The sequence below is a fragment of the uncultured Dubosiella sp. genome, assembly GCF_964018005.1.
GTDB classification, from domain to species: Bacteria; Bacillota_I; Bacilli_A; order Erysipelotrichales; family Erysipelotrichaceae; genus Dubosiella; species Dubosiella muris.
In genome coordinates, this window is sequence record NZ_CAXHOA010000022.1 from 18,141 (window position 1) to 32,515 (window position 14,375).

Consider the following 14,375-nt stretch of genomic DNA (forward strand, 5'->3'; position numbering starts at 1 on the left):
TTGATTCAAATAAAATCAGTTATTTTTCATTTTAATTGCATTTCCTGATCAAAGCAATTCGAATAGATCATACATGTGAAAAACAAAAAAAGAGGACGGTTTGCCCTCAATTCTCCACGCCTCGCTGATCCTGAATGGCGGTTGTTCCTGTCCCATCCATTGGCGCCAGCGAAATGTGGGTCATTTTTCCAAATCCAAGTACCAAACAACACGCCACGCACAACACAAAGTCGTTTCGAAACAGGCGACGGGTTGTCAGGATCTTTTGGACGCGCAGCTCCAAAACGGACCTTTTTTTCGATCCGCAAAAACCGGAAGCCAAAACCAGTTTGGATGCGGCCGTGGCATCGGCAAGCAGGTGCCTCGCGTAATGGATCTTCTCCGCTTTTTTCATCCTGGCGGTGACGACGCGGTCGACGCGCAATTCCAGCAGCAGCGCCATGTTGTCCCGGAATCCGTGGATCATCGGAAACCACTAGTATACAATGCATAAAAAGTTGATGGCTTGTTTGATCCAAAAATCATGATGGCGCATATGCTGGTATTCATGCTCCAAAATCAAATTCTCTTTCCACCGTTTCCCTTCCGGCAAAAAGATCGCCTTTTTCCATCCGATCACCATGGGCGTTTGGATGTGCGAGGCGACATACACAGGAATCTTCCGATAAAACAAATCCGGCTTTCGCGCCATGAACACCCGCAAAACCGCGCGGGTATCCAGCAGCGACTTCCCATAGTTGTGCGCGTGAAAGAGCGCACCAATGCCCCAGATGCCCAAAACCAAAAACGATCCTTGTTCCAAAACGAGCCATTCTTCCGGCACCTCGAGGACCAGCTCGATTTCCTTTCCCCATCCCATCGGCCACAGCAGATCCAACACGACCAGCCAGCCTAGAAGCTCCAAAAAGCCGGAAGAAGGCTTCCACGCGCCTTTTTCCCACAAGCCTTCTTCCAGCACCGCGAGAAAAACCGCCGCGACCAGCACAGTGATCAAAAGGGAGAGCCACGTCATCCGTCTTCCCCCTGCCATTGTTTCTTTTTCGCTTCGATCAACGCCTCGATTCGCGCAAGCGCTTGCGGATCCTCGGTTTCCTGAATGAGTTGGGATGTCAGCTCAAACGTCGATTGCGGGGAAATAAACGATCGCACGTACTCCGACTCCGAAACGACGGGCGCGAAAAACCGGGTCAGGGATTTTACGAGAATTTCCGTCTTTTCGATTCGAACCCAGTTTTCCTTCAACAGCTTGCGCAAGACCTGCTGGACGGAATAAATGCTCGTGTCCGGCAGGGCTTCCTGAATTTTCGCGGCCGAAACGCACTCGTTTTGATCCCACAATACTTTCATCACTTCAAACTCTTTTCCTGTCAATGTTTTCATTTGTACCACCTGTCTTTAGTATACGTTCGATAGATTCTTTTTTCAAACGTTCTAAAATGAAATTATTCAATCTTTTTAATTTTTCGATTGATTTATTTATAAACCGATGATATTTTGAAATCAGAAAGGAGGCCGATCATGAAAAAGCGACTCGCGTTCACGTATGTTTTTTACTTTTGCATGACGCTTGGTCCATGGTATGCGGATTCCATATTCTCGTTTGATGAATCGCAAATCCTTTGGCTGAACTTCGTGTTCACCGTTCTTACGATCGTTCCCATTTGGATTTGGAACCGGGACGTGCTTCAGCCTCGCTTGTTTCGGCCGACGATGTTAGCGGGACTGGATGGGCTTGTCGTTTTGTGGATCTTCTTTCGCAGTTTCGCGAACGTCCCAAACGGCGTCGTCCTGTTTTTCATCGCGCTGGTCAATGTAGCTTTGGTGGAGGAAATCATTTTTCGGGGAATTTTCTATTCTTCTTTTCTTGCGATGGATTCTCCCGTCCGCGCCAGTGTGCTCACATCGGTTTTATTTACGGCGATGCATCTGCCAAGGATCTGGTTTCAAAACGAGATTTGGTTCGTTTCGCTTGGATGCCTCTTCGCTCTCAGCTTGTTTTTGTGTTTGATTTTTTACTGGAGCCGCAACGTGCTGCTGGCCGGGATCATGCATTTTTTCATGAACTACTTTCAATTTTCCAATTTGTTTGTGCTGATCATGGTGTTCCATGTGGTATATTTGCTCGTTTTGAAAAAATGGAAAGCGCGAAAGGAGGCTGTATGAAACACCCCGTCCTTTTCAATGTGGGCGGGATTGCCCTCGCCTTTTTCGTCCTGGATTTGTGCGCGGCCTTTTGTCCGCTTTGGATGCAGGCAATCGCCCATGCCACGATGCTGGCTGGTTTCGCGTGGTTCAATCGCACGACGATTCAAAAGCGTTTTTTCTCGCTTCGCTCCTGGTTCGTCATTGGCTTGTTCGTTCTCGTGCTCGGTTTTATGGCTTCCATGCCGCTTTCTAAAAAAGCGGCTTTGTTTGGTTACGCGTTTTTTTGCGTCGCGTTTTTCGAGCAGTTTTTGCTGCGGGGGATCCTGTTTTCGTTAATCAGAACAAGTCACACGAACGCGATGACGATTTTGATCAACGTCCTCATGAGTCTGGGCTTGTTTCTCTTTGATTTTTTCATTTCCAGCGCGCTTCATCTTCCCGGCCCGTCGGGTTTGAGCTTTGGAACGATCGCCTACTTTGTCCTGTTTCAATGGTTGTTCGCGTGGTTTTTTTCCATGACCGAAAATCTCTGGGTTTGCGCGCTCTTCCAGTTTCAAGCGCAAACGCGCGTCGTTCCCTTCGCCTGGTTCACCTTGTTTTTGGGGATTTACCTTGTCTGGCACGCGCATTCCTCCCGTTGGGTGGAAAAGATGAAAAACTGGATATAGAAAAACAGGCTTCCGCCTGTTATTTGCCTATGCCCAGATCTTTGCGCATGAGTGGATCCATTTTCCGCAAAAACTCGATTTGATCGCCTTTGTTCAACGCGTTCACGTTGGAAAGCCATTTTCCGTCTTTCCGTTTGAGGCAGTATCCAATCACCTGACGGTCTTTAAAAAACACGTACACTCTTCGCCGTTTCAGCTGGCTTTCAAAATCGAAATACGCTTCCATCATTTTTCCCGGATCCTCGAAGCGCTGGTGAATCAGTTTGACCATATCCCCGTAGGAATCCACCCGCTCGTCCGCGTTGGTGACATGCAGCGAGCAAAACACGAATACCGACGTCTGGTCTTTTTGGCTTCGTTTCAAATCCGGCCATTCCATCATTTCATAGCCCATATCCATCTCCCTGGAAGCAACGGTTTCCCGTTGTTTCTTATTTCACAAAATGTTTTTTATTATATAGTACTATCATAGTGAATTTTCTCGTGTTATGCAATTAAAACATTGTTAATTAATACTTTTTATATGTTTTGTGACATCACGATGGTCCGCTCCTTCCTTTTCGTTGCATCTTTTCTTAAAAATGACTACACTAAAACCATGAACGAAACGAAAGAAAAACCAACCATCGCCTTTGTTGGCGATTCGATCACCGAAGGCTGGGGACTGGCCGACTGGACGCGCGAGCGTTTTACCACCTTCGTGCAAGCCGCTTTTCCCCAATACGACATTTTAAACTTTGGCTCGAGCGGCGCCACTCTTCAAAGCCAGTTCGACATGGGCTATACGCACACGCTCGCCTTTCAAGCCAGCCAGAAAGCGAACCGGCAGCATCCGTTTGCCTTGCTTTTTGTCTTTCTTGGCGCCAACGACGTCTGGCAATGGACGAGCGAAGCGACCTTCACGAGCGAATATCTCGCCCTGCTTGATTGCTACCCCGACACGCCCAAAGTGCTTGTGACCCCCCATCCCGATGAACGCGGGCCCGTATGAACACCACAAGATCGAGCAAATCCGCCAGCTCATTATCCAAATCGGTAAAAAAGAACATATCCCGGTTCTGGACTTAACCACGTTGTCCATGAAAGATGGACTGTCGTTTGATGGTGTGCACCCCAACGTCAACGGTCAAAAAAAGATCGCCGAAGCGATCATTAACTATTTAAACGCGCATCCAATCCAGTGAGAAAGGCGTTTCCGCCTTTCCTTTTTCTTTGCCAGCATCCATACCACGGGCACGAGAATCCAAACCGCCCGATGTTCCCACCGGCGCGTTGTCCAAACGCCAAGGACAGCCCCAATCACAAACCCGATGATCGAAACGAGTGGCTCCCGCCCTTCCCTTTTTTCCCTGCATCGAACCGCTTTGCGGATGTTTCCGGTGCAAATCGTCGTCGGCAGTCTGACAAACCGTTCCGACTGCACGGCGCACAACAACGACACGCCACCCGTCACGAGAAAATCAAGCGAGGAGGAAGGAATCATGCCCATCCATATGAAAACGATCATTTCCAGCTTCATCCACTCACATTCCTCGTGTCCGTGTTCTTTCATTCGCTCCGCCAACAGCACGCCGATACAAAACAATATCAAGGACCATCCGCAAGAAAAATAACGATCCATCCCGTTCTCCCAGAACGATCAAAATCATTTTCAGCACGTTTCCCGTTTGCGCGTTGGCGAACACGCCGCTCCGCGTCCGGTACGTATACGTCTCCAAAAAACCGCCAACAAGAGACAAACCGGCAACTGTTGTCAATCCTCTTTTTTCATCCACGCCGCGATGTTCTCCCCTGCCCGCAGCAGTTGATACGGATGGCCTGCGGCTTGCAAATCGCTGTTGAACACGAGCCATTCGTCCACAAAATCCAGTGGTTTCCGGCAGCCCGACACCATCCAGATTTTCGGCCTTTCCAGTGCGGCGCGCAAAGAGCGGACATCCACATAATCAAAGTACGAACCCGTATAGGAGAAGACGACAACGAGGGTGTTTTCATCCGCCTTTTTGAAGTACTCGATTTGCTCGAACAACGAAAGATTCGTATAAACGACCTTTTGCCAGGCGAGCATTTCCTGCGCGAACGCAAGACACGCCGCCTGTCCCTTGAGCAAGCCAAACACCGCGATTTTCCGGTACGTCTTTAGATTGCGCGCCAGTTTTTCGAGCTGGATGGGATCCAGGCTTTCATCCACCTGTCGAACTACCCGTTCAATGACGGCTGGATCCGGCACATTGTTTTTTTCACCATCATTTCGATAGCGCGTGTTATGTGCCTGAATGCAGGCGCGCAGCTCGAAAAAGTCCTGAAAGCCGATATGCCGGCAAAAGCGCGACACGCTCCCCAGCCCGACATGGCAATGGTCGGCCAGAGCCTGGATCGTCACGTCGTCCAGCGCGTCGACATGCTCCAAAAGATACGTCGCCAAAACCGCGTCCTGACTGTCTTGCGGCTTGGAGGCGATGACGCTCAGCAACACGACTTCCAGCTTTGAATACAGCATACTACACCCCTTTCGCGAACGAGTACATCAACCGTTCTTTCAGCGTCGTCGTGTCTTGGCCAAACGCCTCGATCAGCGCGAACGCGAACGGATACGCCGTCGCCGGCCCCTGGCTTGTAATCAAATTCCCATCCCGCTCTACGATCCGGTCCGTAAAGACGCCGCTTTTCAACTGTTCTTCATAGCCCGTATATCCCGTGACGCGTCGCCCCTGGATCACATCACCAGCCTCGAGCATCCGCGTACCCGAACACATGGCGCACACCCACTTTCCTTCCTCGTTAAAACGCTGGAGTATTTCTAAAACTTTCGGGTCGGTTTGAAAGCGGACGATGCTTTCGCGACCTCCCGGTACGACGAGCATGTCATAGTCGAAAATGGAATCGTTGAGCTTTTCATCCGCGAAAAAAGAAATGCCTTGCATGCCGGTGATTTCCCGCTCGTCCACCGAAAACGTCGTGCACAAAATAGCCACCCTTCTTAAAAAATCCACGATTGTCACGCTTTCCGCCTCTTCCACGCCGTTCACCAGCAAAACCGCCGCTTTCATTTTTGTCCCTCCTTTGGAAATGTATGGTCAAACAACATCCGCTTTTTCACACTTTTCCCGTTTTCGTTGAACCGGTCCGCGATAGCGAACGCGAAATGCATGGCGCACGCCGGACCGCGCGACGTGATCAAATTTCCGTCCTCCACGACGATGTCATCCACAAAGCCCTGCGCCCGAATCTTTTTCTCGTATCCTTGATACGCGGTAAATTTTCTGCCTTCCAAAATACCGCATACGTCCAGTACCGCCGGGGCGGCGCACATCGCGCCAATCCATTGCCCTCGCCGGTTTCTCTCTTTCAAATGCGCGCAAAGCGCCTCGTTTTCCAACATGAAGTCGACCGCGTCATAACCGCCGGGAAGAATCAGAATCGTGTCGGAAAAGTCGTTTTCATCAAACAACCGGTCCGCTTTCACGACAACGCCATGGGCACCTTCCACCCATTCGCTCCAGCCTGTCAGTTCGCACACGATGCCGCATCGTCGCAGCACATCCACAATATACAACGTTTCAGATTCCTCGAATCCAGGCGCTAACGCCACACCCGCTTTTTTCATGTCCAATCCCTTCTTTCCCCTTCATTATAAAAGAGCGCAAAAAAGGAACAACCGTTTTCCACGTTTTGGAAAAGATCGTTCCTGGCACTCAATACATCGACAAGTTTTTTCGTTCCACGACGCGGGCGATGCAAAACAGGATCATCCCGCACACGATCGCGCTCACATTCAAATCGAAATGGAAACCGGACAACGTCAGTAGGCCCGCCACAACCGGCACGAGCAAATTGGCAAAACACAAGCCGCCAGCCACTTCCAGCCGTTTCGCGTTCGCCTGCGTGCTCATTTCGTCCGGTTCGGTCCGCACGATTTGATAAAACAGGAAACAAAGCGCCGCGCTCAAGCCGCACGACAACGCGCCCTCCACAAGCGAAACGATCGTTCCCATATACGGATGGGCGGAAGAGGTGACGTTTATCGTCGCGTCTGGCTGCACAAGCGTCAGCGACTTCACGACTTCGCCGCCAACCGTTTGATTCCAAATCAGGACGGCCAGCACGACAAAAGCGATCCCCGCCAGCGCGTTGAAGACGCCGCCAAACACAGTCAGCACCCGGGCGCCTTGCCACAAAGACGGCTTTTCGACGCCCGCGATCCAATCCGCCACACACAACAATAAAACCCCGGCGATCAGCGCGCCAAGATCCACGCTGCCTACAAGCACGAGCAGCGACATCCAGCCCGACACCGCGCCAAAGCCTGTCGCCATGAGGATGCCAACCACGACACCCAACGCGACTGTCGCCAGCAAATACCACGCGGCCTGCCGGATCCATTTGCCGTTTTGCGCGGTGAAGATCTCGCTTTGCGCGCACGCCTTCAGCACCCGCCAGCCGTTAAGCCACATCAAGCCGGACAAAACGCCCGACGCCACGACCAGCACGGTAAACGCGGCCATAAAGCTTGTCGAGGCCATCATCGACAACAACGACGGGTCGACCGGCAAATCCGCGAAGTTTTCCATGCCGATTTCCTTCATTTGTCCGATCGTTCCCGAAGCGATGACAAGCGTCACAGCGGCTAGCGCGATGCTCACCCAGGTGATGATCGCAAGCGCCAGACAAACGATGGACGTCGCTTTAAAAAGGCCTTTTCCTTTTTCTTCCATATTGCTTTCTCCTTTTATTTGCTTCTATTATGCCACAAACAAAGAGTTAATATATTATCTTTTGATTATTTTTCCATCTTTTCCCGGCAAAGCGCCTTCGCTTCCACAATGAGCGCTTCCATCAGCGCGACACGCTGAAACGGCGTCATCAAGTAAAATCCGTCGCAATACGGCGCGCACGCCTTCATAACCTGCTTCGATACGCGCCGGGCCAGCGCCTCCCCCTCGCTTCGGTTCAGCCCTTCGTACCGTTCGATGATCTTCTCATCCATATCCATGCCGTGAATCTCGTTGTGCAAAAACACCGCGTTGCGATGCGAAACAATCGGATAAATGCCCGCGAACAAAAAGCCTTTCAACGTCTTTCTCGCCTGCCTCAAGTTGTCCAGCGCCCGTTTCGACAAGACGGGCTGCGTCAAAAAACCAACCGCCCCGTTCGCCTCCTTTTCCAGCGCCAGCTCCAGCTGCTTGTCAAAGTTGACCGCATTCACGTCAAGCGCCCCGAAAATCGCGAGCCCTTGCGACAGCTCCGCCATGTCCCGGGCGTAGCGCATGAGCTTTCGGGAGTTGAAATTGTACACCGACTTCACTTCCGCCTTCGAATCCTGTGGCAGCGGATCGCCCGTCACAAACAACACCTGGCGGACGCCTTCGCTCGACAGCCCCATGAGCAGCGCCTTGATCGCGTTCAAGTTGCGGTCCCGGCACGTCATATGCGGCAACGGCCGGATTCCCAGCTCGCGATGCAGACGGCACGCCAGCAAGCTTGCGTCCGCCCGCGGCCGGCCAATCGGCGAATCCGCGATCGTAATCAAATCCGCACCCGCCTTTTGAAACGCTTTCGACGCGTGCAAAAAGCTGTCGATCTGGTCGTTTTTTGGCGGATCGAGCTCGACAAACACCTTCCCGCGCCAGTTTTCCGTCCGCGTGCCTGCCACTCGCTCTTTTCGCGGCTCGTTTCGATACGGAATGTGCGCCGGCAAACGATCCAGCATTGCCCGGGTTTGACGAATGTGCGCCGGCGTCGTCCCGCAGCAGCCCCCGAGCAGCTCGACGCCCGCCTCGCGGATTTCTTTCATCGCCGCCGCGAAATAGTCCGGGCTTCCTCCATAGCGCACCCGCCAGCCCAGCACTTGCGGATAGCCGGCGTTGGGCGCGATATACAACGGCTTTCCGGTACGAACCAACGTTTTGACGTGCTCCACCATATGGCGCGGTCCCGAATGGCAGTTGAACCCGATGGCGTCCGCCTTTGAATCAACCAGCGCGTCATACAGCGCCTGCATGCCGTACCCTTGCGCGCTTTCCCCGGTGCTTGAAATGGCGAAGCTCACAATCACGAAGCTGTCCGGCGCTTTTTCCTTAATATACGCCGCGATGGCCGCCAGTCCATCCGGCGCGGCCATCGTTTCGAACAAAAAGTTGTGGACGCCTGCCGCCAAAAAGGCGTCCACCTGCGTTTGAAAAAGGGAAAACACGTCGTCGCTTTCCACACCCGGACCGATTTCGCCAAACAAAAACACGTCGTCGCCCGCGGCTTCCTTCGCCTCCAAAATGGACGTTTTCAAGGCGTCGAGCGCCGCCTCGCGGTCTTCGCCAAGCCACGACGAAATCGAAAACGTGTCCGTCTTGATGGCGTTGGCCCCCGCCTCGATGTACTCGCCAAGCACCGCTTTGGCCGGCCGGTTTTCCTTGTATGTCGTCATCGCCCCGTCAAACAAAAGCGGGCCGCGCGTCAAAAAGCGCTTCACCTCATTCATGATCGAACACCTCTCTGGCGATTCGCACGCCATCCTGCGCGTCCTTTGAATAATAGTCCGCTTGCATATCCCGGGCGTACGCAGGCGTGAGCACGGCGCCGCCCACCATGATTTTTGGCGGATTGTCCAGCGTATGCAGCTGCCGTATCGTTTCTTGCATCGCCGGCAGCGTCGTCGTCATGAGCGCCGACAAGCCAACCAGCTTCACGCCGTGGCGCGCGACCGCCTCCACGACCGTTTCCGGCGCGACGTCCCGCCCCAGGTCGATCACGTCGTAACCATAGTTTTCCAGCACCGTCTTCACGATGTTTTTGCCAATGTCGTGAATGTCGCCCTGCACCGTCGCCAGCACGATTTTTCCTTTTTTCACGCTCGCCTGGCCGGTGTTCGCCAAATAGTCTTTCACGACTTCGAACACCGCCTGCGCGCTTTGCGCGGCCGCGAGCAGCTGCGGCAAAAACAACGTTCCCTTCTCGTAGCGGTTTCCCACCTCGTCCAAAGCCGGAATGAGCTCTTTCTCGACTACATCTAGCGCCGAAAGCGAGGCAAGCGCCCGTTTCGCGGCGTCTTTCGCCTCCTGATCCAGTCCCTTGACGATGGCCGCCTGCAAGTCGACCGTCTTTTTATCCGGCCCGACCGTGTCCACCGTCCGGCCGCCAAAGCGTGCAATGTAGGCTTTGGCGTTGGGATCTTCGTCGCGAATGAGTCTTGCGCACGCGATCGTGTCCATATACGCGTCCACATTCACGTTCAAAATCGGCATCGTCAAGCCCGCGGCCAGCGCCTGCGCCAAAAACACCCGGGTAACCGCCGGCCGTTGTGGCAAGCCAAAGGAAATGTTAGACACGCCCAGCACCGTCTTCCAGCCTCGCTTCGAGAAGCTTTCCACGGCCTTGAGCGTTTCCTGCGCCTGCGCCGGCTGGGCGGACAACGTCATCGTCAGCGGGTCGAACCACAGCTCGCACGCGTCGATTCCCATTTGCTTCGCCCGTTCGACAATCCGCTCCGCGATCGCGATCCGCTCGTTTGCGGTGGCCGGAATGCCGCGCTCGTCAAGCGTGAGCGCGACCATCGACGCCCCGTACTTTTTCGCGATGGGCAGCACGGCGTCCAGCTTCGCCTGCTCGCCGCTGACCGAGTTGAGCGCCGGCTTGCCGTTGTACACCCTTGCGCCCGCGGCCAGCGCGGCGGGATTGGAGGAGTCCAGCAGCAGCGGCACATCGACGACGCTTTGCAGCTTTTTGACGACTTTTCGCATCATATCCACCTCGTCCACGCCCGGGAATCCGACATTGACATCCAAAATCTGGGCGCCCGCCTCCTTTTGCGCGAGAGCGATCGAAACGATATAGTCCAGGTCCTCTTCGAGCAGCGCCTGCTGAAACCGCTTCTTTCCGGTCGGGTTGATGCGCTCGCCGACCGGATGGATCGTGGTTAGCTCAAGCGCCATCAAAGGCGTGCATACCTTGCTTTGGGAAGGCACATCGGCTCGCTCGAGCGGTTCGCCCTTCCAGCGGGCGATGCGTTCGATAAAGGACGGATCCGTGCCGCAGCAGCCGCCAATGCGCGAGGCGCCCGCCTCCACAAGTTGTTCCATGGACGCGGCGAACGAGTCGGCGTCCATCGTATAAGCCCCTGTGGCCGGATCGGGCAAGCCGGCGTTAGGCTTGGCGATAATCGGCAGGCTCGTCAGTCGCGCGAGCCGCTTGACCAGACCAACCATTCCATCGGGGCCGATCGAGCAGTTGAATCCCAGCGCGTCGACTCCCAGGCCTTCCAGCGTCATGGCCATGCTTTCAAGGGTGCACCCGGTAAACGTTCGTCCGTTTTCCTCGAACGACATCGTCACGTATACCGGCAGTTCGCTGTTTTCTTTGGCCGCCAGCACGGCCGCCTTCGTTTCCAGCAAATCGCTCATCGTCTCGATGACGATTAGATCCGCGTCGTTTCCGGCCTTAACCATGGCGGCGAACTGCGCGTAGGCGTCTTCGAACGAAAAGCTGCCCATCGGTTCCATAAGCTGACCAAGCGGGCCGATATCCAGCGCCACAAGACAGGCAGGCGCCCCTTGTCTGGCGTTGGCGACGCCCGCTTTCACGATGTCCTCCACCGTATAGCCAGTGCCCTCCAGTTTCATCGGACTGGCGCCAAACGTGTTGGCGTACACGATTTGCGAACCGGCCCGGGCGTACGCCTCGTGAATGGCGATTAGCGTTTCGGGCGCGAGCACGTTGAGCAGCTCCGGGATTTTCGGCACGTCGATGCCGGCTTTTTGAATCATCGTTCCTGTCGCGCCATCTAAAATTTGTATCGTTTCAATCACAGTGTTTTCCTTCCTTTCTATATGGGCAGCTCGATCGCATCGAGCACGCCGCGCAGCCTTTGATGCGGGCCGGCTGGGGCTGCCGGCTCAAACCGATCAGCGCGCTGACGCTTTTGGTCGGATACATCATGCCGCTTGGCAGCACCCGCACGCCAATGTCCCGGAACCCCGCGACAAGCTCCGTCTGCAAATCCAGCGGAAGATCCCCGTAGCCGCAGGAAAAGCGATCCGTTAAAAACCAGCCTTCCGCCTTTTGCCGGCTGGCCAGCCCGGCCTCGAACGTGTCAAGTTCGTGCTCGAGCCACACGCTTCCGCACGCGTCCCAAAGCAAGGCGTCCCGCATCGCCCGGTGCTGGAGCGCCGTCAGTTCGCGCTCGAATTCGTATCCGAGCGTCGCGATCAGGACGACGACCCGCTCGCACGTTTTCAGCATGCGGCTCGCCATATGGCCTGGCAGCGTCAACGAACCGGCTTGTAGGCCGGATGGCGTCATTTGGAGCGGCTCGATCCGGTACTCGATTCGAAATCCATCCATTTTTTTTATCGTTTCGAGCATCGCCTCGATCGTTTGTCTTGCCGGCTCATCTTGCGGGTCGGCCTGGGCCAGACGCATCACGTCTTTGATCATGTCGTTTTCTCCTTTATGAAAAAAGACCTCGCGATGAGGTCTGTCTGTTAAGCTTGTTTTTCCACTTCCACCGTCCATTCATGCGGATCCGCGATCGTTCCCCATTGAATGCCGGTCAAGGTGTCGTACAGTTTCTGCGTCAGCTCTCCGGTTTTAAAATCGTTGATGACGGCTTTTTCGCCTTTGTAGCAAAGCTCCCCGATTGGCGAGATGACCGCGGCAGTGCCCGTGCCAAACGCCTCGGTTAGCTTGCCGTTTTTCGCGCCTTCCATCAGCTCGTCGATTGGCATGTGGCGCTCCTCCACTTCGTAGCCCCAGTCCTTCAGCAGACGGATGATCGAATCGCGCGTCACGCCTGGCAGCACCGTGCCGTCGATTGGCGCGGTCACGACGGTGTTTCCAAACACGAACATCGCGTTCATCGAGCCGACTTCCTCGACATATTTTTTATGCACGCCATCGAGCCACAGCACTTGCGTGTAGCCCTGGGCTTCCGCTTTTTCCTGCGCCTTGAGCGAGCCGGCGTAGTTGCCGCCGCACTTCGTAAATCCCGTTCCGCCCGGCGTCGCGCGGACGTACTCGTCCTCGACCCAGATCTTGACCGGATTGACGCCTTCCGGATAATACGCGCTGGATGGCGAGCAAATAATAATAAACTGGTAGGAAGTGGCCGGGTGCACGCCGACGCACGCTTCCGTGGCGAACATATACGGTCGGATGTACAGCGACTCGCCCTCGTTGGCCGGCACCCAGTCGCGCTCGACGTCGACAAGCGCCTTGATCGCGCCCACGAACATGTCTTCCGGAACGGCGGGCATGCTCAGCCGCTCGTTGGAGTTGATAAACCGGCGGGCGTTCATTTCCGGCCGGAACAGCTGGATCCTGCCGTCTTTTGTGCGGTACGCCTTCAAGCCTTCAAACGTTTCCTGCGCGTAATGCAAAACCATGCTGGCTGGCGACAGCTCGATCGGGCCAAACGGAACGATGCGCAAATCGTGCCATCCACCCTGGTCGGCGTCGTAGTTGGCGACGAACATGTAGTCGGTATATATCTTGCCGAACCCCAGCGCGCCGGTCGGCTTTTCCTTTAATGTGTCGGATTGTTCAAATCGGATATCCATGATCTCATCTCCATTTCTGATACTGTTTAAGTTACCACGAAATGTAAATCATTTCAACGTTTCACAAAAAGTTTTCATTTATTTTCAGCAAGCATCCCGCGGGTGTTTGCGCACCATTCCCGATACAATAAGGGCACCTGAAAAAAGAATCAAAGGAGGAAAGAAATATGACAAATAAAAATAATGACGCGTCAAAGAAAATGAACGAAACGTTTGGCCAGTACGACGCTACCCAAAACAATGCGTCGTTCTCGATCGCGCCGGACAGCGAAGACGACAAACCACAGCCGAAAAAACCGGATTTGAGTTTGAAGCACGACGGCATCGGCAACAACGATTCCCCTGTCCAGCCTCCGGCCATGGACACGACAAAAGCCCAGGACAAGATTTCCGAGCAAATCGTGCACAACGAGGAGCCGGCGCCATCCAAAAAAATGAACGAGTCGTTTGGCCAGTACGACGCGGCCGGCAACAAGAAGGTGCATTCGATCGCGCCAAACAGCGAGGATGACAAACCGCACCCGAAAAAACCGGATTTGCGTCTGAAGCACGACGGCATTGGCAACAACGATTCCCCGGTTCAACACCCGACGCACGTCGTCAGCCCGGAACAAAAAGAAATTTCCGACCAGATCATGGCGGAAGAGGAGAAACTGCAAGCGATGAACAATACAATAAAAGAAGAACTTGATCAAATGCATACAAACGTCGAAAGCTACATCGACGAAGTGGAGGACGAATACAAAGAAGCCGGCGGACTGGCCGGTCTGGCGAAAGAAAAAGCCGAACAGCTCAAGCAGGCGATGGAAGACGATCCAAAAGCGACCTTGTGCGACTTAGGAAAAAAAGCGCTCATCGTCATTGGCGCCTTCTCGGTTTTAAAAGCCATTTTCCGCCATTAAACTAGCGAAAAACAAAAAAAACGGGCCGCGATTGCCCAATGTCATTTAGTTAAGAAATGGCTTAACCATCTGGAGATTAATTTCCAGATGGTTTTTTTTGAAATGTGCACGAC

At 54.0% G+C, this 14,375-nt stretch carries 19 protein-coding genes; 5 read left to right on the forward strand and 14 right to left on the reverse strand.

Translation table 11 applies throughout. The features are described 5' to 3' along the window. Nucleotides 1-106 precede the first annotated feature (106 nt). Genes ABNS49_RS12120 through ABNS49_RS12130 form a run of 3 tightly spaced genes read right to left on the reverse strand, consistent with a single transcriptional unit; the run spans nt 107 to nt 1,380 of the window. Nucleotides 107-466 (reverse strand): hypothetical protein, encoded by a 360-nt coding sequence (locus tag ABNS49_RS12120; RefSeq protein ID WP_305084912.1) that lies wholly within the window; start codon nt 464-466, stop codon nt 107-109. Nucleotides 467-475: 9 nt separating this feature from the next. Then, a complete protein-coding gene (locus ABNS49_RS12125) occupies nt 476-1,030 on the reverse strand; it encodes a M56 family metallopeptidase (RefSeq protein WP_305084911.1) in 555 nt (184 codons plus the stop codon). Continuing rightward, complete coding sequence (locus tag ABNS49_RS12130) at nt 1,009-1,380, reverse strand: BlaI/MecI/CopY family transcriptional regulator (protein WP_305084910.1); 372 nt, start codon at nt 1,378-1,380, stop codon at nt 1,009-1,011. Before ABNS49_RS12130 ends, ABNS49_RS12125 begins: the two co-directional genes overlap by 22 nt. A 138-nt stretch (nt 1,381-1,518) precedes the next feature. On the opposite strand from ABNS49_RS12130, the gene ABNS49_RS12135 reads away from it, so the two are divergent. Together ABNS49_RS12135 and ABNS49_RS12140 are read left to right on the forward strand one after the other, a co-directional pair. Then, nucleotides 1,519-2,163 (forward strand): CPBP family intramembrane glutamic endopeptidase, encoded by a 645-nt coding sequence (locus ABNS49_RS12135; protein ID WP_305084909.1) that lies wholly within the window; start codon nt 1,519-1,521, stop codon nt 2,161-2,163. After that, nucleotides 2,160-2,813 carry a hypothetical protein gene (locus ABNS49_RS12140; protein ID WP_305084908.1) on the forward strand — a complete coding sequence of 218 codons (654 nt, stop codon included), beginning with the start codon at nt 2,160-2,162 and terminating at the stop codon, nt 2,811-2,813. Before ABNS49_RS12135 ends, ABNS49_RS12140 begins: the two co-directional genes overlap by 4 nt. A gap of 19 nt (nt 2,814-2,832) precedes the next feature. Here ABNS49_RS12140 and ABNS49_RS12145 read toward each other — a convergent pair whose 3' ends face one another. Continuing rightward, nucleotides 2,833-3,207 carry a hypothetical protein gene (locus ABNS49_RS12145; protein ID WP_305084907.1) on the reverse strand — a complete coding sequence of 125 codons (375 nt, stop codon included), beginning with the start codon at nt 3,205-3,207 and terminating at the stop codon, nt 2,833-2,835. A 204-nt stretch (nt 3,208-3,411) separates the two neighbouring features. Between ABNS49_RS12145 and ABNS49_RS12150 the strand changes: the two genes are divergently transcribed. Both ABNS49_RS12150 and ABNS49_RS12155 read left to right on the forward strand, forming a co-directional pair. After that, the gene (locus ABNS49_RS12150) at nt 3,412-3,804 is read left to right on the forward strand and encodes an SGNH/GDSL hydrolase family protein (RefSeq protein WP_305084906.1); all 393 of its coding nucleotides are present in this window, start codon (nt 3,412-3,414) and stop codon (nt 3,802-3,804) included. Beyond that, nucleotides 3,785-3,997: an SGNH/GDSL hydrolase family protein gene (locus ABNS49_RS12155; protein ID WP_305084905.1), complete on the forward strand. Its 213-nt coding sequence runs from the start codon at nt 3,785-3,787 to the stop codon at nt 3,995-3,997. Before ABNS49_RS12150 ends, ABNS49_RS12155 begins: the two co-directional genes overlap by 20 nt. On the opposite strand, the gene ABNS49_RS12160 is transcribed toward ABNS49_RS12155, so the two are convergent. From ABNS49_RS12160 to ABNS49_RS12205, 10 genes are all read right to left on the reverse strand, one after another. Continuing rightward, a complete protein-coding gene (locus ABNS49_RS12160) occupies nt 3,970-4,365 on the reverse strand; it encodes a YoaK family protein (RefSeq protein WP_348688221.1) in 396 nt (131 codons plus the stop codon). The genes ABNS49_RS12155 and ABNS49_RS12160 overlap by 28 nt on opposite strands. Continuing rightward, the gene (locus ABNS49_RS12165) at nt 4,337-4,588 is read right to left on the reverse strand and encodes a DUF1275 family protein (protein ID WP_289197192.1); all 252 of its coding nucleotides are present in this window, start codon (nt 4,586-4,588) and stop codon (nt 4,337-4,339) included. The genes ABNS49_RS12160 and ABNS49_RS12165 overlap by 29 nt, the downstream gene beginning before the upstream one ends. Next, entirely contained in the window at nt 4,567-5,313 is a 747-nt protein-coding gene (locus ABNS49_RS12170; protein WP_289183282.1) for a MurR/RpiR family transcriptional regulator, read from the reverse strand. Before ABNS49_RS12170 ends, ABNS49_RS12165 begins: the two co-directional genes overlap by 22 nt. Before the next feature lies 1 nt (nt 5,314). Continuing rightward, the gene (locus ABNS49_RS12175; RefSeq protein WP_305084904.1) at nt 5,315-5,863 is read right to left on the reverse strand and encodes a DJ-1/PfpI family protein; all 549 of its coding nucleotides are present in this window, start codon (nt 5,861-5,863) and stop codon (nt 5,315-5,317) included. After that, on the reverse strand, nt 5,860-6,420 hold the full coding sequence (locus ABNS49_RS12180; protein WP_289197194.1) for a DJ-1 family glyoxalase III: 561 nt from the start codon (nt 6,418-6,420) through the stop codon (nt 5,860-5,862). The genes ABNS49_RS12175 and ABNS49_RS12180 overlap by 4 nt, the downstream gene beginning before the upstream one ends. Before the next feature lie 88 nt (nt 6,421-6,508). Continuing rightward, entirely contained in the window at nt 6,509-7,528 is a 1,020-nt protein-coding gene (locus ABNS49_RS12185; RefSeq protein WP_305084903.1) for a hypothetical protein, read from the reverse strand. A 65-nt stretch (nt 7,529-7,593) separates the two neighbouring features. After that, entirely contained in the window at nt 7,594-9,288 is a 1,695-nt protein-coding gene (locus ABNS49_RS12190) for a bifunctional homocysteine S-methyltransferase/methylenetetrahydrofolate reductase (protein WP_305084902.1), read from the reverse strand. Next, nucleotides 9,281-11,611, reverse strand: a complete 2,331-nt coding sequence (locus ABNS49_RS12195) for a homocysteine S-methyltransferase family protein (RefSeq protein ID WP_288343265.1) — start codon at nt 11,609-11,611, stop codon at nt 9,281-9,283. Before ABNS49_RS12195 ends, ABNS49_RS12190 begins: the two co-directional genes overlap by 8 nt. Beyond that, the gene (locus ABNS49_RS12200) at nt 11,604-12,239 is read right to left on the reverse strand and encodes a hypothetical protein (RefSeq protein WP_288343267.1); all 636 of its coding nucleotides are present in this window, start codon (nt 12,237-12,239) and stop codon (nt 11,604-11,606) included. Before ABNS49_RS12200 ends, ABNS49_RS12195 begins: the two co-directional genes overlap by 8 nt. A gap of 47 nt (nt 12,240-12,286) precedes the next feature. Continuing rightward, a complete protein-coding gene (locus tag ABNS49_RS12205; protein WP_135979631.1) occupies nt 12,287-13,360 on the reverse strand; it encodes a branched-chain amino acid aminotransferase in 1,074 nt (357 codons plus the stop codon). A gap of 167 nt (nt 13,361-13,527) precedes the next feature. On the opposite strand from ABNS49_RS12205, the gene ABNS49_RS12210 reads away from it, so the two are divergent. Further along, complete coding sequence (locus tag ABNS49_RS12210) at nt 13,528-14,262, forward strand: hypothetical protein (protein WP_135979632.1); 735 nt, start codon at nt 13,528-13,530, stop codon at nt 14,260-14,262. Nucleotides 14,263-14,375: the final 113 nt, after the last annotated feature.

Excerpts from the sequence above, each read along its gene's own strand:
- ABNS49_RS12155 (WP_305084905.1), top strand. The coding sequence starts at position 3,785 with ATGAACGCGGGCCCGTATGAACACCACAAGATCGAGCAAATCCGCCAG.
- ABNS49_RS12140 (WP_305084908.1), top strand. The coding sequence starts at position 2,160 with ATGAAACACCCCGTCCTTTTCAATGTGGGCGGGATTGCCCTCGCCTTT.
- ABNS49_RS12185 (WP_305084903.1), bottom strand. The coding sequence starts at position 7,528 with ATGGAAGAAAAAGGAAAAGGCCTTTTTAAAGCGACGTCCATCGTTTGT.
- ABNS49_RS12200 (WP_288343267.1), bottom strand. The coding sequence starts at position 12,239 with ATGATCAAAGACGTGATGCGTCTGGCCCAGGCCGACCCGCAAGATGAG.
- ABNS49_RS12190 (WP_305084902.1), bottom strand. The coding sequence starts at position 9,288 with ATGAATGAGGTGAAGCGCTTTTTGACGCGCGGCCCGCTTTTGTTTGAC.
- ABNS49_RS12120 (WP_305084912.1), bottom strand. The coding sequence starts at position 466 with ATGATCCACGGATTCCGGGACAACATGGCGCTGCTGCTGGAATTGCGC.
- ABNS49_RS12210 (WP_135979632.1), top strand. The coding sequence starts at position 13,528 with ATGACAAATAAAAATAATGACGCGTCAAAGAAAATGAACGAAACGTTT.
- ABNS49_RS12150 (WP_305084906.1), top strand. The coding sequence starts at position 3,412 with ATGAACGAAACGAAAGAAAAACCAACCATCGCCTTTGTTGGCGATTCG.
- ABNS49_RS12130 (WP_305084910.1), bottom strand. The coding sequence starts at position 1,380 with ATGAAAACATTGACAGGAAAAGAGTTTGAAGTGATGAAAGTATTGTGG.
- ABNS49_RS12170 (WP_289183282.1), bottom strand. The coding sequence starts at position 5,313 with ATGCTGTATTCAAAGCTGGAAGTCGTGTTGCTGAGCGTCATCGCCTCC.
- ABNS49_RS12125 (WP_305084911.1), bottom strand. The coding sequence starts at position 1,030 with ATGGCAGGGGGAAGACGGATGACGTGGCTCTCCCTTTTGATCACTGTG.
- ABNS49_RS12180 (WP_289197194.1), bottom strand. The coding sequence starts at position 6,420 with ATGAAAAAAGCGGGTGTGGCGTTAGCGCCTGGATTCGAGGAATCTGAA.
- ABNS49_RS12145 (WP_305084907.1), bottom strand. The coding sequence starts at position 3,207 with ATGGGCTATGAAATGATGGAATGGCCGGATTTGAAACGAAGCCAAAAA.
- ABNS49_RS12175 (WP_305084904.1), bottom strand. The coding sequence starts at position 5,863 with ATGAAAGCGGCGGTTTTGCTGGTGAACGGCGTGGAAGAGGCGGAAAGC.
- ABNS49_RS12160 (WP_348688221.1), bottom strand. The coding sequence starts at position 4,365 with ATGAAAGAACACGGACACGAGGAATGTGAGTGGATGAAGCTGGAAATG.
- ABNS49_RS12205 (WP_135979631.1), bottom strand. The coding sequence starts at position 13,360 with ATGGATATCCGATTTGAACAATCCGACACATTAAAGGAAAAGCCGACC.
- ABNS49_RS12135 (WP_305084909.1), top strand. The coding sequence starts at position 1,519 with ATGAAAAAGCGACTCGCGTTCACGTATGTTTTTTACTTTTGCATGACG.